Origin of the sequence: Polaromonas sp. AET17H-212, assembly GCF_002379085.1 — a bacterium.
Taxonomy (GTDB): Bacteria; Pseudomonadota; Gammaproteobacteria; order Burkholderiales; family Burkholderiaceae_C; genus Polaromonas.
This window is the reverse complement of the sequence record NZ_NBZW01000005.1, coordinates 109,552-131,445: the sequence shown is the minus strand read 5'-3', so window position 1 is coordinate 131,445 and position 21,894 is coordinate 109,552. Positions and strand designations below refer to the sequence as shown.

The window sequence follows — 21,894 nt, the reverse complement described above, 5'->3', positions numbered from 1 at the left end:
TTTTGGACCAGCTTTCGCTGGATTTGATGTATCTGGTGCCCGGGAGAGAACTCGAATCTCCACATCTTGCGATACACGGACCTGAACCGTGCGCGTCTACCAATTCCGCCACCCGGGCACAGCCAGCAGTGTACCATTACAGAATCGGTTTTTCGGTCCGGATTCCAAAAAAATTCCATCTAGGTGCGGGCCATGAGGAGCATCACATGCCAGCCTCGCAGTTTCACGCCACGGTCCGGCAAACCGCCGGCTTTTGACATGCAGAAAAATACAGACAAGACGGATTTCCCGCCGGCAGCAAGCCGGTGCCGGAATTCTTTCCCCCATTAATCATCTCAAGAAGAGAGACCAGTTATCAAAACAACTAATCACAGCAACGGCCCAGGCGCCGGACTGCTCGCCGAATTTGAAGGCACTGTTTCAGGCCACCGCGATGGCCACGGCTTCGTGCTGCGTGATGACGGCGAAGCCGACATCTACCTGCCGCCCAACGAAATGCGCGCGGTGCTGCACAAGGACCGCGTCAAGGCGCGCATCGTGCGGCACGACCGCAAGAACCGGCCCGAAGGCCGCGTCACGGAAATCATTGAACGTTCGCCCAATCCCATCATTGGCCGCCTGCTGCAGGAAAGCGGTGTCTGGTTGGTGGCGCCCGAGGACAAGCGTTACGGCCAGGATGTGCTGATCCCCAAGGGCGCGATCGGCACAGCCAAGCCCGGACAGATCGTGGTGGTCCAGCTGACCGAGCCGCCGGCGCTGTTTGGCCAGCCGGTCGGCCGCGTCAAGGAAGTGCTCGGTGAAATCGACGACCCCGGCATGGAAATTGAAATTGCGGTGCGCAAATACGGTGTGCCGCACGAGTTCAGCGACGCCGCGCTGGCGCTGGCCCGCACCCTGCCGGACGCCGTGCGCCCCGCCGACAAAAAAGGCCGCGTGGACCTGACCGACATCCCGCTGGTGACCATCGACGGTGAAGACGCGCGTGACTTCGACGATGCGGTGTATTGCGAACCGGCCAAGGTCGGCCGCGGCAAGGGCTGGCGCCTGCTGGTGGCGATTGCCGACGTGAGCCACTATGTGGAAACCGGCAGTGCGATCGACATCGACGCCTACGACCGTGCGACCAGCGTTTATTTCCCGCGCCGCGTGATCCCCATGCTGCCCGAGAAGCTCTCCAACGGCCTGTGTTCGCTGAACCCGAACGTCGAGCGCCTGTGCATGGTCTGCGACATGCTGGTCAACGCCAAGGGCGAAGTCCATGCCTACCAGTTTTACCCGGCCGTGATGTTCAGCCACGCGCGTTTCACCTACACCGAAGTTGCCGCCATCCTGGCCAACACGCGCGGCCCGGAAGCGGCGCATCGCAAGGCGCTGGTGCCGCACCTGCTGGACCTGCATGACGTCTACCAGGCGCTGCTCAAGGAGCGTGGCGTGCGCGGCGCGGTGGACTTTGAAACCACCGAGACCCAGATCGTCTGCGACGAGGCCGGGCGCATCGAGAAAATTGTGCCGCGCACCCGCAACGTTGCCCACCGCATCATTGAAGAGGCCATGCTGGCGGCCAACGTCTGTTCGGCAGACTTCATTTCCGGAAGCAAACACGAAGGGTTGTTCCGCGTGCATGAAGGCCCGACGCCCGAGAAGAAGGACATCCTGCGCACCTACCTGAAGGCCCTGGGCATTGGCATGACGATCACGGAGAACCCCGCGCCGGGCGAGTTCCAGCAGATCGCCATGGCCACCAAGGACCGGCCCGATGCGATGCAGATCCATTCCATGCTGCTGCGCTCCATGCAGCAGGCGATCTACACCCCCATGAACGCCGGCCACTTCGGCCTGGCCTACGAGGCCTACACGCACTTCACCAGCCCGATCCGCCGCTACCCGGACCTGCTGGTGCACCGCGTCATCAAGGCGGTGCTGACCAAGTCCAGGTACCAGCTGCCGGTGTTGCCCACCCCTGGCGAGGCCGAGGCCAAGCTGTCGAAACGGCTGGCCTCGCGCGTCACCGAGCCGGACCAGAAACCGAAAAAGCCCACGGCCGACCAACTCGCCTGGCAGGCCGCCGGCCTGCATTGCAGCGCCAACGAACGCCGTGCCGACGAAGCCAGCCGCGACGTGGAAGCCTGGCTCAAGTGCAAATACATGCGCGAGCATCTGGGCGAGGAGTTCGGCGGTGTCGTCACGGCGGCGACCAGCTTTGGCATTTTTGTCACGCTCGATGCGATGTATGTCGAGGGCCTGGTGCACATCACCGAACTGGGCGGCGAGTATTTCCGCTTTGACGAGGCGCGCCAGGAGCTGCGCGGCGAACGCACCGGCATCCGCTACGCCATCGGCACCCGGGTGCGGGTCCAGGTCAGCCGGGTCGATCTCGACGGCCGCAAGATCGACTTCCGCCTGGTGCGCGAGGGCGAAGAGCTGATTGCCCGCGCCATGAAGGACAAGGCCGGCGGCCGCAGCGCCGACCTGCCCGAGCAAGAGCGCGCCTTGCCGCGCAAGGCCAGCGAGCAGCGCGGTGGCAAGCGCGCGGGCAAGGGGGCCGAGCCGCGTACCGGTGCGCGCGAGGGCAGTGCGGCAGCGGGCAGCCGGACGGCCAAGTCGCCGATCCAGGCGCTGAAGGCCGCGGTCAAGAAGTCGGCCTCCAGCGCCGGGCGCAAGCAGAGCAAGAAGCCCCGGCGGTAATGACATGAGCCCTCCTGATCCATTGCACGTCACCACCGGGAACCAACCACCATGCTGATCCGCATCCTGTCCTTTTTGGTGGACAGCCTGTTCTTCGTGCTGATAGGCGCGGCGCTGATGCGTGCCTGGATGAACCGCCTGCGCATCAACATGAGCGCGCAGCCCGGCACCTTTGTGATGGCCGTGACGGACTGGCTGGTCAAGCCCTTGCGGCGCGTGTTGCCCAAGGCGCTGGCGCAGTCGCGGGTGGACTGGGCCAGTCTGCTGGCCGCCTTCCTGCTGGCGCTGGTGTATGCGCTGGTCTGGGCAGCCCTGTTCGGCGCCTTGCTGAACCTGACTGCGGCCATGCTGCCTGCTTTGCTGTTGATGGGCCTGAAGATGCTGCTGCGTGTCGCGCTGCAACTGGCCTTCATGGTGGTGCTGGTTTACGCCATCATTTCCTGGCTGCAGCCGGGCTCGCCCATGTACGGCCTGCTGGGCCGGCTGGCCGAACCGCTGCTGGCGCCGCTGCGGCGCATCATCCCGTCAATCGGCGGGCTGGACCTGTCGGCGCTGGTGCTGCTCCTGCTGCTACAGATCGGCCTGATGGTTCTGGGCTAGCAGGGAAGCGGTCAGCGCCTGCCCCGGGTGGAACGCCGGCCAGTCATCGGCCAGCTGGCCATGCTGGAAAACGGCGCTGCAGGCGGCGTCAAAGGCCGTCTGTCCGCCGGCCAGCCGGGCACCCACCATGCCCGCCAGCACATCGCCGGTGCCGGCCGTGGCCAGGCGCGCATTGCCGGTGGGGTTGATGGCGCTGACCTGGTCCGGCGCAGCAATCACCGTACCCGAGCCCTTGAGCACCACCACACAACCGAATTGTTCAGCCAGCTGCCGCGCCGCCTGCAGGCGGTCGGCCTGCACCGCGGCTGCGCTGCTGCCGAGCAGGCGCGCGGCCTCCAGCGGATGCGGCGTCAGCACCGTGCGGTAGCCGCGGCCCTGGCGCGCCCGCAGCAGGGTCTGCAGCTGGGTGTCGGCGGCGATGGCATTGAGCGCATCGGCGTCCAGCACGGCCGCCTGCGCGCCCGACAACACACGCGGCAGCACGCCGGCCACGGCGTCGCCGCCGCCACAGCCGCAGACCAGCACCTGGGCCTTGAGGTCCAGCGCCGCGGGGCTGCGGAACATCAGCTCGGGCTGCTGCGGGTCCACCGTGAGGGCCGCGCCACCCAGCAGGGCCACAAACACCCGGCCGGCGCCCGCATGCAGGGCGGCACGCCCGGCCAGCAGGGCGGCGCCGCTCATGTGGGTGGCGGCTTCCGGGCTGGACTGCCCGCCGAGGATGGCGACATCGCCAAAGCTGCCTTTGTGGCTGGCATGTGCCGCCTGTGACCGGTAGTGCGACCCGGCACGGTCCTGGCCCAGCAGCCAGGCGTCGGGCGCCAGCGCCGATGCAGGGGGGACGCCGAGGTCGTCCCACCAGACCTGCCCGGCCAGGTCGCGGCCGGTGGCCGTGAACAAGCCCGGCTTCAGCGTCAAAAGGCTCAAGGTAAATCGGGCACCAGCCCTTGACCGTAAAGCGCGGTTAGCTATCGATTCAGGAGCAAGCAAGGTGCCGGTATTGGCGTCCAGTCCGCTCGGGATATCGATCGCCAGGACCGGCTGGGCGCTGGCCCGCAGCAGCGCCAGCCACTGGCCGAGCAGATCGGTCCGGCCCGGGGCTGCCGCAGGGCGGGGTGCGCCGCCTATGCCCAGCAGGGCGTCGATCGCGAAGTCAAAGCCGGCCGGTGGTGCGCTGGCAAGGCTGGCAAAGGGCACACCGGCCGCACGGGCGCGTACCAGCGAGGCCAGCGCATCGGCGGGGACCTTGGCTTCGTTTTGCGCGCCCAGCCAGCTCACCATCACGGTTTTGCCCCACTGGTGCAGGTGCATGGCCGCTTCCAGGCCGTCGCCGCCGTTGTTGCCCGGCCCGCAGGCGATCCAGGTGCACCGCGCGTGCGGCGCCAGCGCCAGGGCCAGGCGCGCAGTGGCCAGCCCTGCGCGCTGCATCAGGGTGTGGGGTGCCAGCTGGGCCGCCGCCTGCTGCTCCAGCAGGCGCGTGGCGGCCACCCCATGGAGCGGCAGGCTGAGGACAGGGGAGACGGCTTGCATGGGCCGATTGTGCAACCTTCAGGCGGTCGGGGATTTGAGCCGGCTCAGGTCCAGCCCGTCCAGGTCAATCTCCGGCGCCTGGCCGGCGACCAGGTCGGCGACGGCCCGCGCGCTGCCGCAGCTCAGCGCCCAGCCGCTGGAACCGTGGCCCAGGTTGAGCCACAGGCCGGGCAGGCCGCTGGCCCCGAGGATGGGCGGACCGTCCGGCAGCATGGGCCGCACGCCTTTCCATTCCTGCACATGGGTGGTGGTGTTGGAGGTGTGAGCGGCGCCCGGGAACCAGTCCTGCAGCACCTTGTACAGCGTCTGGATGGCCGCGGCGCTCTTTTTGTCCGGCCGGCCGCCGATTTCGGCGCTGCCGGCCACGCGCACGCGGTTGCCCAGGCGGGAGATCGCGACCTTGTACCGTTCGTCCATCAGGGCGCTGCGCGGTGCGTTCAGGGGCTCACGGAGCGGCGCGCTCAGGGAGTAGCCATACACCGCTGCCAACGGAATCCGGATGCCCAGCGGCCGCAGCAGCGAGGCCGAGGCCAGGCCGGCGCACAGCACCACCGCGTCAAAGTTTCGCGGCAGCGTTTCGCCTGCTATCAAAAAAGTAGCTGGTTGCGCACGGTCCATCTGGGCTACAGTCGTATTGAACTCAAAAGTCACACCCAGGCGCTGGGCTTCGGCCTTGAGCAGCAGGGCGAACTGGCGACAGTTGGCCACTTCGTCGTCGGGCAGGTGAATGGCGCCCAGCAAGGGCGTGTCCGGGTTCAGCGCCGGCTCGATCCGGCGCGCTTCGTCGGAGCCGATCTGCCGGAAGCTGACCCCGGCATCCCGCAGCAACTGCAGGCCGGGTTCGACCATCTGGCCGTCCCGTTCGGCGCGCAGCAGCACCATGTAGCCGGGACTGCGGTCGTATTCGAGCTGGTGCTCGGCGCTGATCTGGTGCAGGCGCGCCCGGCTGTAAAAAGCCAGGCGCTGCAGGCGGGCACGGTTGGCCAGGTAGGTTTCCAGCCGGCAGGCGCGCCACCATTGCCACATCCAGGCCAGCTCACGGCCGGACAGCGGCAGGCTGAGCCTGACCGAGGCGTGGCGGCCCAGCAGCTGGCCCAGCACCTTGCCCGGCATGCCGGGCGCCGCCCAGGGTGTCACGTAGCCGGGGGCCACCACGCCGGCGTTGGCAAAACTGCTCTCTTCGGCGGCCGCGCCCCGGCGCTCGAAAACAGTGACCTCGTGACCGTCCTGAGCGAGCTCCCAGGCGGTGGTGATGCCGATGATGCCGGCGCCAATGACGGCGACCCTCATGGGGCCGTCCCTGCAGGGTGGATACAGGGGCGGGGGCAGAAAGTCGCTGGGTTCATGTTTCTGGGGCTCAATTGGATGCAAGCCCGCGCGGGAAAAGCGCGTGCTGCTATTGTTTTTGAAGTGCCGACGGGACCGGAAACCCTGGCCGGCGCGCGGCCGGCTACAAGGGATGGGGCACGGCAGGGCTCGGGCGGGGACGTTGGCACAGGCAGGGATGTTATACTCAGCAGGCTGTACGAAAGGCAATTCCGCCGTCGTGCAGCAAATCGCAAATCAGCCATTCAAGGTGTTGCCCGGGAGCTTTTAACCATGCTTTCAGGTGATAAGCGCTGATTTTAGACACAACCTTTGGAGTATCTCTATGTCAACAAGCATGCGTGAAATGCTGGAAGCCGGCGTCCATTTCGGTCACCAAACCCGCTTCTGGAACCCCAAGATGGCCCCGTACATCTTCGGCCACCGCAACCGTATCCACATCATCAACCTCGAAAAATCGCTGCCGATGTTCGAGGACGCGATGAAGTTCGCCAAGCAGCTGTCCGCCAACCGCGGCACCATCCTGATGGTCGGCACCAAGCGCCAGGCCCGCGAACTCGTTTCCGCCGAAGCCAAACGCGCCGGCGTGCCTTTTGTCGACCAGCGCTGGCTGGGCGGCATGCTGACCAACTTCAAGACGGTCAAGACCTCGATCAAGCGCCTCAAGGAAATGAAGGCCCAGCAGGAAGTCGGTCTCGACACCCTGAGCAAGAAAGAGCAGCTCACGTTCAAGCGTGAAATGGAAAAGCTGGAAAAAGACATCGGCGGCATCCAGGACATGAATGCCTTGCCTGACGCCATCTTCGTGATCGACGTGGGTTTCCACAAGATCGCCGTGCTCGAAGCCAAGAAGCTGGGCATTCCGCTGATCGGCGTGGTTGACTCCAACCATTCCCCCATCGGCATTGACTACGTTATCCCGGGTAACGACGACTCGTCCAAGGCCGTGGCGCTGTATGCCCGCGGCATCGCCGACGCGATCATCGAAGGCCGCGCCGCCGCCGGCAATGAAGTCGTCAAGATGGCTTCCGCCGAAAGCAGCGACGAATTCGTCGAAGTGGAAAACGCCGCAGCCTGATCGTCGCGGCCCTGCGCCTGACGCGAAAAAGGGGCTCGCGTAGCCCCTTTTTCACAGCCTTGTCCAAAGGCACCCCCCTTTATTTGAAGTCAACACGACACACGGAGAACTGAAAATGGCAATCACAGCAAGCATGGTCGCAGAGTTGCGCGCAAAAACCGACGCACCGATGATGGAGTGCAAGAAGGCCTTGACCGAGGCCGAAGGCAACTTCGAAAAAGCTGAAGAAATCCTGCGCGTCAAGCTGGGCAACAAGGCCGGCAAGGCTGCTTCCCGCATCACCGCCGAAGGCGTGATCGCCTTCCACAGCGAAGGTGCTGTGGGCGCGCTGGTCGAGATCAACTGCGAAACCGACTTCGTCACCAAGAACGACAGCTTCCTGGCTTTCACCGACGCGGTGGTCAAGGGCATCGTCAAGAACAACCCGGCCGACGTGGCCGCGATCGGCGCCATGCCCCTGACTTTGGACGGTTTCGGCCCGACGGTGGAAGACGTGCGCAAGGGCCTGATCGGCAAGATCGGCGAAAACATGAGCGTGCGCCGCTTCAAACGTTTTGAAGGTGGCAAGCTGGCCTCCTACCTGCACGGCACGCGTATCGGCGTGGTCGTCGAGTACGAAGGCGACGAAGTGCCGGCCAAGGACGTTGCCATGCACGTTGCGGCGATGAAGCCGGTGTCGCTGTCGAGCGACCAGGTGCCCGCCGAGCTGGTGGCCCGCGAACGTTCGGTCGCTGCGGCCAAGGCTGCCGAGGATGCCGCTGTGGCCACCGCCGCCGGCAAGCCTGTGCAATCCGCCGAGATTGTTGCCAAACGTATTGAGGGCGGCGTGCAGAAATACCTCAAGGAGGTGTCCCTGTTCAACCAGCCTTTCGTGAAAAACGACAAGCAGACCGTTGAGCAGATGCTCAAGGAAAAAGGCACGACCGTGAAGGCGTTCACGCTGTATGTGGTCGGCGAAGGCATCGAGAAGAAGGTCGACGATTTTGCGGCTGAAGTGGCCGCCCAGGTGGCCGCCGCCAAAGCGGCCTGATTGCGTCCGCTGATCCGAAAGGCCGCTAAACTTACGCCCATAAAAACGACAGGAACTCCCCCCATGCCAGCCTACAAGCGAATCTTGTTGAAACTTTCAGGCGAAGCCTTGATGGGAGACGATGCCTTCGGCATCAACCGCGCGACGATTGTGCGCATGGTCGAGGAAATTGCGGACATCACCCGCATGGGCGTGGAAGTGGCTGTCGTGATCGGCGGCGGCAATATTTTCCGCGGCGTGGCCGGCGGCTCGGTCGGCATGGACCGCGCGACCGCCGACTACATGGGCATGCTGGCCACCGTGATGAATGCCCTGGCACTGGGCGACACCATGGACAAGGCCGGCCTCACGCCGCGAGTCATGTCGGCGATCGGCATCGAACGCATCGTGGAGCCGTATGTGCGCCCCAAGGCGCTGCAGTACCTCGAAGAGGGCAAGGTCGTCATCTTCGCGGCGGGCACCGGCAACCCTTTCTTCACGACCGACACCGCGGCCGCCCTGCGCGGCGCGGAAATCGGCGCCGAGATTGTGCTCAAGGCCACCAAGGTGGACGGCGTGTACAGCGCGGACCCGAAGAAAGACCCGACGGCCACGCGTTACACCAACATCACCTTCGACGAGGCCATGGGCAAAAACCTCGAAGTCATGGATGCCACCGCCTTTGCGCTGTGCCGCGACCAGAAACTGCCGATCAAGATTTTCAGCATCTTCAAGCACGGCGCGCTCAAGCGCGTGGTGCAGGGCCAGGACGAAGGTACGCTGGTCCACGTCTGACGCCTGCCGATGCGCATGCCACCCCTTTGCAGAACAAGAATCCTCCGGAGATTTCAACCATGAGCATTCCCGATATCAAGAGCCAGGCCGAGCAGAAAATGCAGCAGTCGGTGGAGGCCTTCAAACATGCCTTGACCAAGATCCGCACCGGCCGTGCCAACCCCGGACTGCTGGACACCGTGCATGTGGACTACTACGGCGCCATGGTGCCGATCAGCCAGGTGGCCAATGTGGCGCTGCTCGATGCGCGCACCATCAGCGTTTCGCCCTGGGAAAAAGGCATGGGCGCCAAGATTGAAAAAGCCATCCGCGACTCCGACCTCGGACTCAACCCGGCGTCCCAGGGTGACCTGATTCGCGTGCCCATGCCGGCCATGACCGAAGAGCGGCGCAAGGAGCTGACCAAGGTGGTTCGTGCCGAAGGTGAACACGCCAAGGTCGCCATCCGCAATCTGCGCCGTGATGCGAATGACGGCGTCAAGAAACTCGTCAAGGAAAAGCTGGCGTCGGAAGATGACGAGCGCCGCGCCCACGACGAAGTGCAGAAGTTCACCGACCGTTTCATTGCCGAGGTCGACAAGCTGGTCGCAGGCAAGGAACAAGACATCATGGCGGTTTAGATTGCCCCCACGTTCGCTCGCTTCGCGTAGCTCTCTGCCCCCCGAGGGGGCCGCTGCGCCTGCGGCCCGGCGAAGCCGGTTCCGCGGCCCCTGCTTGAAAAGACAGGTCCCCACGCTCGCTCAGGGCAGTGACTGATCGCTGACATGGCCACTCCAAGTTCCACCGCCGTTCCCCACCATGTCGCCATCGTGATGGACGGCAACGGCCGCTGGGCCACGCGGCGTTTCCTGCCGCGTATCGCCGGCCACAAGCAGGGGGTCGGTGCGCTGAACCGCTGCGTGCAGGCCTGCATGGCCCGCGGCATCGGCGTGCTGACCGTGTTTGCCTTTTCTTCGGAGAACTGGAATCGGCCGCCGGACGAAGTCTCCGGGCTCATGGAGCTGCTGGCGTTGTCGCTGGCCCGGGAAGTGCCCGCGCTCAAGGCCAATGGCGTGCAACTGCATTTTGTCGGGGACCGGCAGCGCCTGTCCGACAAGTTCAAGGCCGGGCTGGCGCAGGCCGAGCAGGCCACCGCGGACAACCAGCGCCTGATCCTCAATGTGTGTTTCAACTACGGTGGTCGCTGGGACATCGCGCAGGCGGCACGCAAGCTGGCTGCCGCGGGCCAGGAAATCACCGAAATGGCGCTGGACCGTGCGCTGGCGCTGGCCCATGTGCCCGACCCGGACCTCGTGATCCGCACCGGCGGCGAGCTGCGCATCAGCAATTTCCTGCTCTGGCAGGCGGCGTATTCCGAACTGCATTTTTCCGACAAGCTCTGGCCCGACTTCGACGAGGCGGCGCTCGATGAAGCCATCGCGGTCTACCGCAGCCGCGAGCGGCGGTTTGGCCAGACCTCCGCGCAAGTCGTCTCGTCAGCCCCCAACCCCGACATGAAGGCTGCCTGATGCTCAAGCAACGCGTGATCACGGCGCTGGTGATGCTGGCCATCCTGCTGCCAGCGCTTTTTTACCGGACCCCGGTGCCGTTTGCCATGGTCGCCCTGGTGCTGATCGCCGCCGGCGCCTGGGAGTGGGCCCGCCTGAACGGTTATGGCCAGCTCAGCGCGCTGGGGGCTGGTTTTGCCTCCGTGGTGTTGTGCGGCATGTCCTGGGACCTGGGACTGCTCGACGAACCGCTGCCTTTGCTGTGGCGGCTGGTCGGCGCTGGCTGGGTGCTGGCGGGCGCCTGGCTGCTGCGCAGTGGCGTGGCCGGCTGGTCGCGCATTCCGCGCGCCGTACGTCTGGTGGTCGGTGTGCTGGCGCTCTGGATGGCCTGGCTGGCCGTGGCGCAGGCCCGTTTCATCGGCATCGAGTTCCTGCTGTCGGTGCTCTTGCTGGTCTGGGTCGCCGACATCGGCGCCTATTTCGCCGGCAAGGCGCTGGGCGGGCGCTTCAGCAAGGGCAAGCTGGCCCCTTCGATCAGCCCCGGCAAAAGCTGGGAGGGGGTCTGGGGCGGCATGGCGGGGGTGCTGGTGCTGTGTATTGCGTGGCTGCTGCTCGACGCCACCGGTGAGAGTTTGTATGCGCGCCTGGCGGCGCAGCACGGCCTCGCCGTGACGCTGCTGGCCATGGTGTTCCTGGCGGCGCTCAGTGTGGTGGGCGATCTGGTCGAGTCCCTGGTCAAGCGCAGCGCCGGCGCCAAGGACTCCAGTGGCCTGCTGCCGGGCCACGGCGGTGTGCTGGACCGGGTCGATGCGCTGTTGCCGGTGCTGCCGCTGGCCATGATGCTGATCACCGTCTAGCCCGCGCCCATGTCATTGAAAAAACAAAGCATCACGGTGCTGGGCTCGACCGGCTCGGTGGGGGTCAACACGCTGGACGTGATTGCCGGCCACCCCGACCGCTTTGAGGTGTTTGCGCTCAGTGCGGCCACGCAGACCGAGTTGATGCTGGCGCAGTGCCTGCGCTTCAAACCGGCGTACGCTGTCATGGCCAGCGCCCCGCACGCCCGCATCCTGGCCCAAAGCCTGAAGCAACATGGGCTTTCTACCGAGGTCCTGCTTGCGCCGGATGCTCTTGAAATGATAGCGTCGGATGAACGGGTGGATACCGTGATGGCGGCCATCGTGGGCGCGGCCGGGCTGGCGGCCTGCATGGCGGCCGCGCGCGCCGGCAAGCGGCTGCTGCTGGCCAACAAGGAGGCGCTGGTGGTCGGCGGTGAGGTGTTCATGCAGGCCGTGCGCGAGGGCGGGGCGCAGTTGTTGCCCATCGACAGCGAACACTCGGCGATCTTCCAGTCCCTGCCGGAAGACCCGGCGGCCTGGATGGAGCGCATCGACAAGATCATCCTGACGGCCTCCGGCGGGCCGTTTCGCACCCGCGCGCCGGCCACGCTGCGCGATGTCACGCCCGACGAGGCCTGCGCCCACCCGAACTGGGTGATGGGCCGCAAGATTTCGGTGGACTCGGCCACCATGATGAACAAGGCGCTCGAAGTGATCGAGGCACGTTACCTGTTCGGTCTGGCGCCGGCGCAGATCGAGGTGGTGATTCATCCGCAAAGCATCATTCATTCGATGGTTCAATACCGCGACACCTCGGTGGTGGCGCAGCTCGGCACGCCCGACATGCGGGTGCCGATCGCCTACGGCCTGGCCTGGCCGGGGCGGATTTCCTCGGGTGCGCAGGCGCTCGATTTCCGGGCGCTGGCCACCATGACTTTCGCCGTTCCCGACAATGAACATTTCCCCGGCTTGCCGCTGGCCTGGGAGGTGCTCGATGCACCTGTCGGCACCACGGCGGTGCTGAACGCCGCCAACGAAGTGGCGGTGGCCGCTTTCCTTGAAAAACGGATACGCTTCGACCAGATTCACGCGGTGAACCGCGGAACTCTGGACACCGTGAGCGCCTCTGAAATCCGGGGCATCGGGGACTTGCTGGCGCTGGATGGGCAGGCGCGCGCCGCGGCCACCCGCATCGCCGGCAATCTGACGACTTGACAGGAGTTTTTCCATGCTGACCTTGGTCGCCTTTGTTGTTGCCCTGGGTATCCTGATTGCTGTCCACGAGTACGGGCACTACCGCGTTGCCGTGGCCTGCGGCATCAAGGTCCTGAAGTTCTCCGTCGGATTTGGCAAGCCGATCTACACCTGGCGCCTCAAAAACAGCCCCACCGAATTTTCCATCGGCATGTTGCCGCTGGGCGGCTACGTCAAGATGCTGGACGAGCGGGAAGGACCGGTCGATCCGGCAGAACGCCACCTGGCCTTCAACACCCAACCCTTGCGTTCGCGTGCCGCGGTGGTGGCAGCCGGGCCGGCAGCCAACCTGTTGCTGGCCATCGTGCTGTATGCCATCGTCAACTGGAGCGGCCTGCAGGAGCCCGAGCCCGTGCTGGCCAGCCCGGTGGCGGGGTCGATCGCCGAGCGTGCCGGCTTGCGCGGTGGCGAGCGGGTGCAGCAGGCGGCCCTGGACGGCGAGTCCCTGCAGGACATACGTTCCTTTGAGGAGCTGCGCTGGCTGTTGACCCAGGGCGCGCTGAACGGCCGCGACGTGCGGCTGGCGCTAGGCGGACCCGATGCGTCTGCGGCCGCGTCGCGAGAACTGGTGTTGCCGCTGGGCCAGCTCCAGGCCGCCGACGCCGATGCCCAGTTGTTCCGCAAGATCGGCATCATCGGGCCCTGGACCCGGCCGCTGATCGGCGAGCTGATGGCCGGCGGTGCTGCCGAAAAATCGGGCCTGCGCAGCGGTGACCTGGTGTTGCGCATTGGCAGCCTGGCCATCGTTGATGGTCCGCAATTGCGTGAAACCATCCGCGCTTCCAGCGGCACCCAGACCTGGCACATCGAGCGGGCCGGGCAGGCGATGGAGGTGCCGGTCACGCCCGAGATCAGGCAGGAGGCCGGCCGGTCGATCGCCCGCATCGGCGCCTATGTCGGCGCACCGCCGGCCATGGTCACGGTGCGCTACGGCCCGCTCGACGGCCTGTGGCAGGGCGTGGTCCGTACCTGGCAGGTCTCGGCGCTGACGCTGAAGATGATGGGCAAGATGGTCATCGGCGAGGCCTCCCTGAAAAACCTCAGCGGGCCGCTGACGATTGCCGACTACGCCGGCAAGTCGGCGAGCATCGGCTGGACGGCCTATCTGCTGTTTCTGGCACTGATCAGCGTCAGTCTGGGCGTGCTCAATTTACTGCCGTTGCCGGTTTTGGACGGGGGGCACCTGATGTATTATCTTTGGGAGGCGATTACCGGCAAAAGCGTGTCTGACGCGTGGATGGACCGGTTGCAGCGCGGTGGCGTTGCAATCCTGCTGGGCATGATGTCAGTTGCCCTGTTTAACGATGTCTCCCGGCTTTTGGGTTAACTCCATACTTTTCATGCAAAAACAAATCAAACGATTCAAGGTCCGCAGCATTTCCGCGGTGGTGGCCAGCTTTCTCATCGCGCATGCAGCCTGGGCCGTGGATCCTTTCACCGTGCGCGATATTCGCGTCGAAGGCCTGCAACGCGTTGAACCGGGAACTATTTTTGCATCGCTGCCTTTCCGTGTCGGTGAGACCTATAACGACGACAAGGGTGCGGGTGCGATCCGCGCGCTGTTCGGGCTGGGCCTGTTCAAGGACGTGCGGCTTGAAGTCAACGGCGATGTGCTGGTCGTGATCGTCGAGGAACGCCCGACGGTGGCCGACGTGGATTTTGTCGGGGCCAAGGAGTTTGACAAGGAAGTGCTCAAGAAGGCGCTGCGCGAGATCGGGCTCACCGATGGCCGGCCCTTCGACAAGGCGCTGGCAGACCGCGCCGAACAGGAGCTCAAGCGGCAGTACATCAATCGCAGCCTGTACGGCGCCGAGGTGGTGACCACCGTGACCCCGATCGAGCGCAACCGGGTCAATGTGACCTTCAGCGTGACCGAAGGCGATGTTGCCAAGATCAAGGAAATCCGCATTGTCGGCAACAAGGTGTTCAGCGAGTCCACCTTGCGCGGCCTGTTCGACCTGGACACCGGTGGCTGGCTCAGCTGGTACACCAAGGCGGACCGTTATTCGCGGGCCAAGCTCAATGCCGACATCGAAACCCTGCGTTCCTACTACCTGACGCGCGGCTACCTGGAGTTCAAGGTCGACTCGACCCAGGTCGCCATCTCCCCGAACAAGCAGGATATTTCGGTGACCATCAACGTCACCGAAGGTGAGCGTTTCACCGTTTCCGGTGTCAAGCTCGAAGGCAATTTCCTCGAGCGCGATGAAGAGTTCAAGTCGCTGGTCACCATCAAGCCCGGCGAGCCCTACAACGCCGACCAGGTGGCCCAGACCGTCAAGGCCTTCGTCGAGTATTACGGCAGTTTCGGTTTTGCCTTTGCCAAGGTCGAAGCCCAGCCCGAAATCGACCGGGTCAACAACCGCGTTGCGTTTGTGCTGCAGGGCGAGCCCTCGCGCCGCGCTTATGTGCGGCGCATCAACATCAGCGGCAACAACCGCACGCGCGATGAAGTGGTGCGCCGGGAGTTCCGGCAGTTCGAGGCGTCCTGGTACGACGGCGACAAGATCCGCCTGTCGCGAGACCGCGTGGACCGCCTCGGGTTTTTCACCGAGGTCAATATCGACACGCAGGAAGTGCCGGGCACGCCCGACCAGGTGGACCTGAACCTCGCGGTGGCGGAAAAACCCACCGGCAACCTGCAGCTCGGCGCCGGCTTTTCCAGCGCCGACCGCTTGTCGCTGGTGTTCGGTTTCAAGCAGGAAAATGCTTTTGGCACCGGCAACTACCTGGGCCTGGAGGTCAACACCGGCAAGTACAACCGGCAAATGGTGCTGAGCACCGTGGACCCATATTTCACGAACGACGGCATTTCGCGGACCATCGATCTGTACACCCGCACCGCGCGGCCCTACAGCAGCCAGATCGGCGTGGTGAACACCGACTATGCCCTCAAAACCACCGGCGCCAGCATACGTTTCGGGGTACCGTTCAGTGAAGTCGACACGGTTTATTTCGGCGGTGGCCTGGAGCAGATCGACATTTCCGGCACCAACCTCCCGGCGGTCTACCAGACTTATGTCAACACCTTTGGTGCCAAGAGCAATTCCGTGCCCTTGACCATCGGCTGGTCGCGCGATGAGCGCGACAGCGCCATCGTCCCGACCAAGGGGCGTTTCCAGCGCGTTTACGGCGACTGGGGCGTTGCCGGTGACGCCCGCTTCCTGCGCAGCAACTACCAGTTCCAGCAGTACATCCCGCTGAACAAGCAGTTCACCGTTGCGCTGAACACCGAGCTCGGCTGGGGCAAGGGCCTGAACGGACAGCCTTTCCCGGTGTTCAAGAACTTCTATTCCGGCGGCCTGGGTTCGGTGCGCGGCTATGAGCCAGGCACCCTGGGCCCGCGTGACAGCCAGAACAACTCCATCGGCGGACCGAAAAAGATCACGCTGAACGCCGAAATCCTGGCGCCGTTTCCCGGCGCGGGCAACGACAGGACCCTGCGGATGTTCGGTTTTGTGGACGCGGGCAATGTGTTTGGCGAGAATGAGAAATATTCACTGAGCGAGATGCGCTCATCGGTGGGTTTCGGCGTGAGCTGGATCTCGCCGCTCGGGCCGCTGCGCCTGGCCTTTGCCCATCCTTTGAACAAGAAGCCGACGGATAAAATCCAGAGACTGCAATTCCAGATTGGTACATCCTTCTAATGAAATCTCTTTCCACCAAGTTTTTCCTCGCTGCCGTGATGGCTCTGGCCACGTTTGCGGCAGGCGCGCAGGACTTCAAGATCGGCGTGGTCGTCATTGACCGCATCTTCCGTGAAGCCAACAGCGCCAAGGCGGCCCAGGCCAAGCTCGAGCAGGAATTCAGCAAACGCGAGAAGGATATCGCGGCCCTCGAGACCCAGCTCAAATCAGCGGCTGACAAGTTTGACCGCGAGGCCCCCACGTTGTCGGAGAGCCAGCGTGTGGCCCGCCAGAAGCAGCTTGTGGAGCAGGAGCGGGAATTCCAGCGCAAGCGCCGCGAATTCCAGGAAGACCTCAACGCGCGCAAAAGTGAAGAGTTGCAGCAACTCATAGAGCGCGCCAACAAGATCGTCAAGACCGTTGCCGAGGCCGAGAAGTACGACCTCATCCTGCAGGAAGCGGTTTACGCCAACCCTAAGCATGACATCACCGACAAGGTGATCAGGGCGCTCAACGCCGCCAAATAAGCCTGCATCCAGGGACACGCCAGGTGTGACGCTCAGACTCGGGGACATTGTTGCAGCGCTGGCGGGCGAATTTCAGGCCCGGCTGGTGGGAGACCCGGATGTCCTGGTCGAGCGGCTCGCCCCCCTCGAATCGGCCAGCGCGGCCGAGCTGACCTTTCTCAGTCACCCGAAATACCAGGGCAAACTCGCCCAGTCCGCCGCCGCCTGTGTGGTGGTGGGGCCGGGCGCCGCCGAGGCCGCCATGCAACGCGGCGCCTGCATCATCGTCGATGACCCGTATTTTTACTTTGCCCGCATCACCCAGCTCTGGAAGCGCGAGCATGCGCATGCCGGCGCGTCCAGTGCGACCGGCGCGCCCGCCATCCACCCGAGCGCCTTCATCGACCCCCAGGCCCGCCTGGCAGCCGGTGTGGCGGTGGGCGCCTTTGCCTGCATTGGTGCCCATGCGGTGCTGGACGCCGGTGTCGAGGTGGGCGCGCACGGCGTGATCGGCAGCCATGTCCACATCGGTGCCGGGACGCGCCTGTCGGCCCGCGTGACGGTGGCCGACGGTTGCTCCCTCGGCGAGCGCTGCATTGTCCACCCGGGTGCCGTGATCGGCGCCGATGGTTTCGGCTTCGCGCCGCATGCCGGCCGCTGGGAAAAAATCGAACAGCTGGGCGCCGTGCGCATCGGCAACGATGTCGAGATAGGTGCCAACACCTGCATCGACCGGGGCGCGCTGCAGGACACCGTGATCGAAGACGGCGTCAAGCTGGACAACCTGGTGCAGATCGGCCACAACGTGCGCGTGGGCGCCCACACGGCCATGGCCGGTTGTGCCGGGGTGGCGGGCAGCGCCACCATCGGTGCGCATTGCACCGTGGGGGGCGGTGCGGTGGTGCTGGGGCATCTGAGCCTGGCCGACCATGTGCATATTTCCGCGGCTTCGGTGGTGACCCGCTCGATTCACAAGCCGGGGCATTACACCGGGCTGTTTCCCATCGACGACAATGCGCAGTGGGAAAAAAATGCAGCCACACTCAAGCAGCTTCACGCCCTGCGTGAACGCCTCAAGGCGCTCGAGCAAACGACTGACAAAGCCTCTGGAAAGACCGAAGAAAAATCATGATGGACATTCACCAAATTCTCAAGCAGCTCCCGCACCGCTTTCCCTTCCTGCTGGTGGACCGTGTGCTGGAACTCGAAAAAGGCAAGCGTATCAAGGCGCTGAAGAACGTCACGATCAACGAGCCGTTTTTCACCGGGCACTTTCCGCACCGGCCGGTGATGCCGGGTGTGCTGATGCTCGAAGCCATGGCGCAGGCCGCCGCCCTGCTGGCCTTCGACATGCAGGGTGTGACGCCCGATGACAAGACCGTGTATTACTTTGCCGGCATCGACGGTGCGCGCTTCAAGCGCCCGGTGGAGCCCGGCGACCAGCTGATCATGGAAGTCACGCTGGAGCGGCTCAAGGCCGGCGTGTTCAAGTTCAAGGGGGTGACCCGGGTCGACGACAACATGGTCTGCGAGGCCGAACTGATGTGCACCATGCGCACGATCGCCTGAATGGCCCCCACGCTTTTCGCTTCGCGTAATGCGCTGCCCCCCGAGGGGGCCGCTGCGCCTGCGGTCTGGCGGAGCCAGTCCCGCGGCCGCGGCTTGAAGGGGCGCTTGTTTGCGCGGCTGCTGGTATTTCCGAAACAGTTCACTTTCTCATGACGGCCATTCATTCCACCGCACTGATCGACCCTGCGGCCCAGCTCGACAGCAGTGTCAGCGTGGGGCCGTACACCGTGATCGGTCCGCACGTCAAGGTCGCGGCCGGCACGACGATTGGCGCGCATTGCGTCATCGAGGGCCACACGACGATAGGGCGCGACAACCGCATTTTCCAGTTCAACTCGCTGGGCGCCATTCCGCAGGACAAGAAGTATGCGGGCGAGCCCTGCGAGCTGGTCATCGGCGACCGCAACACCGTCCGCGAGTTCTGCACTTTCAACATCGGCTCGCCCGGCGACACCGGGGTGACGCGGGTCGGCGACGACAACTGGATCATGGCTTACGTGCACCTGGCGCACGACTGCCATGTCGGCAGCCACACGATATTCGCCAACAACTCGCAATTGGCCGGCCATGTGCACGTCGGCGACTGGGTGATCCTGGGCGGCTTTACCGTCGTGCACCAGTTTGTCCGGCTGGGCGCGCACAGCATGACGGCCATGTGTTCGCTGCTGTTTGCCGACCTGCCGCCGTTCGTGATGTGCCAGGGCCAGCCCGCCGAGGCGCGTTCGATGAACTACGAGGGCCTGCGCCGGCGCGGCTACACGCCAGACCGCATTGCAGCCGTCAAGGCCATGCACAAGGCCCTGTACCGCGAGGACCTGACGCTGGAGCAGGCGAAGGCGCGCATCGCCGAGCTGGTTGTCAGGCATCCCGAAGCGGCGCCTGATGTACAGGCGATGTTGGCCTTTCTGACCGGCACCTCACCGCAGCGCGGCATCGTCCGGTAGGCGACGATGTCCGGTGTACCAAGCCCTGTGCCCGGTCGTACAGAGGCGGCTGGGTCCTTGGCGGCAAACGCTCCCCGTCTGGCCATGGTCGCCGGCGAAACCTCGGGGGACCTGCTGGCCGGTTTGCTGCTCGATGGTTTTCGCGCACGCTGGCCCGGGCTGACGGCGGTTGGCATCGGCGGGCCGCAGATGGCGGGCCGCGGCTTTTCGCCCTGGTGGCCCAGTGAAAAACTGGCGGTGCGCGGTTATGTCGAGGTACTGCGGCATTACCGCGAAATCGTCGGCATCCGCAAGCAGCTCAAGGAACGGCTGCTGCAGGTGCGGCCCGATGTGTTCATCGGCGTCGATGCACCCGACTTCAACCTCGACCTCGAGGCCGACCTCAAGGCCGCCGGCATACGCACGGTTCATTTCATCAGCCCCTCGGTCTGGGCCTGGCGCGCCGACCGCGTCGAAAAAATCCGCCGCAGTGTCGACCACGTGCTGTGCATTTTTCCCTTCGAGCCGGCCTTGCTTGCGCAACACGGCATTGCCGCCACCTACGTGGGCCACCCGCTGGCCGGCATGATCCCGATGCAGGCGGACAAGGCGGCGGCCCGGCAACAGCTGGGCCTGGCACCGGGCGATCTGGTGCTGGCCGTGTTGCCGGGCAGCCGCCGCTCCGAAATCCAGTACCTCGCCAACAGGTTCTTTCGGGCTGCAGCCCTTGTACAGAGGGCGCAGCCTGCTATTAAAATAGTAGTTCCTGCGGTGCCCGCCTTGCGCCAGCAGATCGAGCAGGCGGCGCAAGACGCGGGTGTGGGGGCGCAGGTGAAAATCGTCGCCGGACAGTCGCACACGGTGTTGGCGGCCTGCGATGTCACGCTGATCGCCAGCGGCACCGCGACGCTGGAGGCGGCGCTGTTCAAGCGTCCCATGGTGATTGCCTACAACATGAACTGGCTGTCCTGGCAGATCATGCGCCGCAAGAAGCTGCAGCCCTGGGTGGGCCTGCCCAACATCCTGTGTCGCGATTTTGTGGTGCCTGAACTGCTGCAGGACGCCGCCACGCCGCAGGCGCTGGCCGATGCGGTGCTGCAATGGATGGATGCGAAAATCTCCGCACCCGAAAAAATAGCCGCCGTCGAACAACGATTCACCCAGCTGCACCACGAACTGCAGCGAGATACCGCCCAACTGGCCACCGATGCGATCCAGAACATTCTTGAAGGCTGAGCAGGTCACCCTGTCTTGGGACACGCCCGGACTGTGGGCTGGCGTGGACGAGGCCGGCCGCGGGCCGCTGGCCGGCCCGGTGGTGGCGGCGGCGGTGATCCTGGACGACCTCCAGCCGATCAAGGGTCTGGCCGACTCCAAGGTGCTGACGGCGCGGCGCCGGGAGCAGCTTTACGAGGAAATCCTCGCGAAAGCCCTGTGCTGTTCGATTGCCGAGGCCAGTGTCGAGGAGATCGACAGGCTCAACATCCTGCAGGCCACCATGCTGGCGATGAAACGCGCGGTCGAGGGCCTGCGCCTGAAACCCGTGAAGGTGCAGGTCGACGGCAACCGGCTGCCGGTGCTCAGCATGCTGGCCGAAGCCATCGTCAAGGGTGACGCGCTGGTGCCGGCCATCTCCGCTGCGTCCATCCTGGCCAAGGTGCACCGGGACCGCTGGTGCGAGCAGTTCCATCTCGAATACCCGCAGTACGGTTTTGCCGGCCACAAGGGCTACGGCACGGCCGAACACCTGGCTGCACTGCGCGAGCACGGCGCCTGCCCGCAACACCGCCGGTCGTTCAGCCCCGTGGCCGAGGTCCTGCGGTGAGCACGCCTGCGCCGGCGGCGCCCGTGTTCGTCACCTCGCGTGACAACGCCCTGGTCAAGGATTTGCGCCGGCTCTCGCAGGACAGCACGGCCTACCGCAAGCAGGGACGGGTCTGGCTGGAGGGTGACCACCTGTGCCGCGCCGCGCTGCTGCGCGGGCTGACCCCGGCAATCGCCGTGTTTTCAGAGTCTTTCTGGCCGCTGGCCCCCGCCGAATGGGCGCGGGCAGCTATCAAAACAATAGTGATCGCCGATGCCTTGCTGCCCGAGATCAGCGGGCTGGAGTCGCCGGCCCGGATGGGTTTTGTGATCGATCTGCCGGCGCCAGCGGCCCTGTTGCCGGGGGCGCCTTCGCTGATTCTGGACCGGGTGCAGGATGCCGGCAATGTCGGCTCCATGCTGCGCAGTGCGTCGGCGTTTGGTTTCAGCCAGGTGATTGCACTCAAGGGCACGGCGGCGCTGTGGTCCCCCAAGGTGCTGCGGGCCGGCATGGGCGCCCATTTCGGGCTTCAACTGCTCGAAGGGGTGGAGCCGCAGGCACTGGACGGCTTGCGCGTTCCCATCATCGTGACCAGTTCGCACCACGGCGCTTTCCTGCACCAGCAAACCCTGCCCATGCCCTGTGCCTGGGCCATGGGACACGAAGGGCAGGGCGTTGGCGACGACCTGATGGCCCGGTCCAGCCTGAAGGTGCGCATCGCCCAGCCGGGCGGCGAGGAGTCGCTCAATGTGGCGGCTGCCGCGGCCATTTGCCTGTACGCGAGCTCGCTGGCGGCGGCCGGATAGCCCGGGTAACCCCGTTCTGGGCAGGAATGCATGCCTTTCATGCATAAGTCCCTGTCCTCC

General features: G+C 64.9%; 20 protein-coding genes and 1 tRNA gene. 18 read left to right on the top strand and 3 right to left on the bottom strand.

The window, feature by feature from the left end:
• Window positions 1-33: 33 nt before the first annotated feature.
• Window positions 34-118: transfer RNA gene (locus B7G53_RS06785), tRNA-Leu, on the bottom strand.
• 275 nt (window positions 119-393) lie between these two features.
• Between B7G53_RS06785 and rnr the strand changes: the two genes are divergently transcribed.
• Window positions 394-2,685 (top strand): ribonuclease R, encoded by a 2,292-nt coding sequence (gene rnr / locus B7G53_RS06780; RefSeq protein ID WP_255249930.1) that lies wholly within the window; start codon window positions 394-396, stop codon window positions 2,683-2,685.
• Window positions 2,686-2,736: 51 nt separating this feature from the next.
• The gene (locus tag B7G53_RS06775) at window positions 2,737-3,285 is read left to right on the top strand and encodes a YggT family protein (protein WP_096665473.1); all 549 of its coding nucleotides are present in this window, start codon (window positions 2,737-2,739) and stop codon (window positions 3,283-3,285) included.
• Here the strand turns inward: B7G53_RS06775 and B7G53_RS06770 are convergent.
• Together B7G53_RS06770 and B7G53_RS06765 are read right to left on the bottom strand one after the other, a co-directional pair.
• On the bottom strand, window positions 3,256-4,812 hold the full coding sequence (locus B7G53_RS06770; protein ID WP_096665470.1) for an NAD(P)H-hydrate dehydratase: 1,557 nt from the start codon (window positions 4,810-4,812) through the stop codon (window positions 3,256-3,258). The two genes, B7G53_RS06775 and B7G53_RS06770, sit on opposite strands and share 30 nt — an antisense overlap.
• An 18-nt stretch (window positions 4,813-4,830) precedes the next feature.
• Entirely contained in the window at window positions 4,831-6,102 is a 1,272-nt protein-coding gene (locus tag B7G53_RS06765; protein WP_096665467.1) for a D-amino acid dehydrogenase, read from the bottom strand.
• 361 nt (window positions 6,103-6,463) lie between these two features.
• On the opposite strand from B7G53_RS06765, the gene rpsB reads away from it, so the two are divergent.
• The 16 genes from rpsB to B7G53_RS06685 all read left to right on the top strand — a co-directional run bounded on the left by rpsB (window position 6,464) and on the right by B7G53_RS06685 (window position 21,834).
• Window positions 6,464-7,216 carry a 30S ribosomal protein S2 gene (gene rpsB / locus B7G53_RS06760; RefSeq protein WP_096665465.1) on the top strand — a complete coding sequence of 251 codons (753 nt, stop codon included), beginning with the start codon at window positions 6,464-6,466 and terminating at the stop codon, window positions 7,214-7,216.
• A gap of 115 nt (window positions 7,217-7,331) precedes the next feature.
• Window positions 7,332-8,246, top strand: a complete 915-nt coding sequence (gene tsf, locus B7G53_RS06755; protein ID WP_096665462.1) for a translation elongation factor Ts — start codon at window positions 7,332-7,334, stop codon at window positions 8,244-8,246.
• Between the two features lie 63 nt (window positions 8,247-8,309).
• Window positions 8,310-9,020 (top strand): UMP kinase, encoded by a 711-nt coding sequence (gene pyrH / locus B7G53_RS06750; RefSeq protein WP_096665460.1) that lies wholly within the window; start codon window positions 8,310-8,312, stop codon window positions 9,018-9,020.
• Window positions 9,021-9,079: 59 nt separating this feature from the next.
• Window positions 9,080-9,640: a ribosome recycling factor gene (gene frr, locus B7G53_RS06745; protein ID WP_096665457.1), complete on the top strand. Its 561-nt coding sequence runs from the start codon at window positions 9,080-9,082 to the stop codon at window positions 9,638-9,640.
• Window positions 9,641-9,784: 144 nt separating this feature from the next.
• Complete coding sequence (uppS, locus tag B7G53_RS06740) at window positions 9,785-10,528, top strand: polyprenyl diphosphate synthase (protein WP_096665454.1); 744 nt, start codon at window positions 9,785-9,787, stop codon at window positions 10,526-10,528.
• Complete coding sequence (locus B7G53_RS06735; RefSeq protein WP_096665452.1) at window positions 10,528-11,364, top strand: phosphatidate cytidylyltransferase; 837 nt, start codon at window positions 10,528-10,530, stop codon at window positions 11,362-11,364. The genes uppS and B7G53_RS06735 overlap by 1 nt, the downstream gene beginning before the upstream one ends.
• Before the next feature lie 9 nt (window positions 11,365-11,373).
• A complete protein-coding gene (gene ispC, locus B7G53_RS06730) occupies window positions 11,374-12,561 on the top strand; it encodes a 1-deoxy-D-xylulose-5-phosphate reductoisomerase (protein WP_096665449.1) in 1,188 nt (395 codons plus the stop codon).
• Window positions 12,562-12,574: 13 nt separating this feature from the next.
• The gene (gene rseP, locus B7G53_RS06725; RefSeq protein ID WP_096665447.1) at window positions 12,575-13,927 is read left to right on the top strand and encodes an RIP metalloprotease RseP; all 1,353 of its coding nucleotides are present in this window, start codon (window positions 12,575-12,577) and stop codon (window positions 13,925-13,927) included.
• Window positions 13,928-13,940: 13 nt separating this feature from the next.
• A complete protein-coding gene (gene bamA, locus B7G53_RS06720) occupies window positions 13,941-16,247 on the top strand; it encodes an outer membrane protein assembly factor BamA (RefSeq protein WP_096665444.1) in 2,307 nt (768 codons plus the stop codon).
• On the top strand, window positions 16,247-16,753 hold the full coding sequence (locus tag B7G53_RS06715) for an OmpH family outer membrane protein (RefSeq protein WP_096665441.1): 507 nt from the start codon (window positions 16,247-16,249) through the stop codon (window positions 16,751-16,753). Before bamA ends, B7G53_RS06715 begins: the two co-directional genes overlap by 1 nt.
• 25 nt (window positions 16,754-16,778) lie before the next feature.
• A complete protein-coding gene (lpxD, locus tag B7G53_RS06710) occupies window positions 16,779-17,864 on the top strand; it encodes a UDP-3-O-(3-hydroxymyristoyl)glucosamine N-acyltransferase (RefSeq protein WP_096665438.1) in 1,086 nt (361 codons plus the stop codon).
• A complete protein-coding gene (gene fabZ / locus B7G53_RS06705) occupies window positions 17,861-18,301 on the top strand; it encodes a 3-hydroxyacyl-ACP dehydratase FabZ (RefSeq protein WP_096665436.1) in 441 nt (146 codons plus the stop codon). Before lpxD ends, fabZ begins: the two co-directional genes overlap by 4 nt.
• A 149-nt stretch (window positions 18,302-18,450) precedes the next feature.
• On the top strand, window positions 18,451-19,245 hold the full coding sequence (gene lpxA, locus B7G53_RS06700) for an acyl-ACP--UDP-N-acetylglucosamine O-acyltransferase (RefSeq protein WP_096665433.1): 795 nt from the start codon (window positions 18,451-18,453) through the stop codon (window positions 19,243-19,245).
• Window positions 19,246-19,329: 84 nt separating this feature from the next.
• Window positions 19,330-20,460, top strand: a complete 1,131-nt coding sequence (gene lpxB, locus B7G53_RS06695) for a lipid-A-disaccharide synthase (protein ID WP_141396306.1) — start codon at window positions 19,330-19,332, stop codon at window positions 20,458-20,460.
• Window positions 20,432-21,049, top strand: coding sequence for a ribonuclease HII (gene rnhB / locus B7G53_RS06690; RefSeq protein ID WP_096665427.1), 618 nt, complete (start codon window positions 20,432-20,434; stop codon window positions 21,047-21,049). Before lpxB ends, rnhB begins: the two co-directional genes overlap by 29 nt.
• Window positions 21,046-21,834, top strand: coding sequence for a TrmH family RNA methyltransferase (locus tag B7G53_RS06685; RefSeq protein WP_096665424.1), 789 nt, complete (start codon window positions 21,046-21,048; stop codon window positions 21,832-21,834). Before rnhB ends, B7G53_RS06685 begins: the two co-directional genes overlap by 4 nt.
• Window positions 21,835-21,894: the final 60 nt, after the last annotated feature.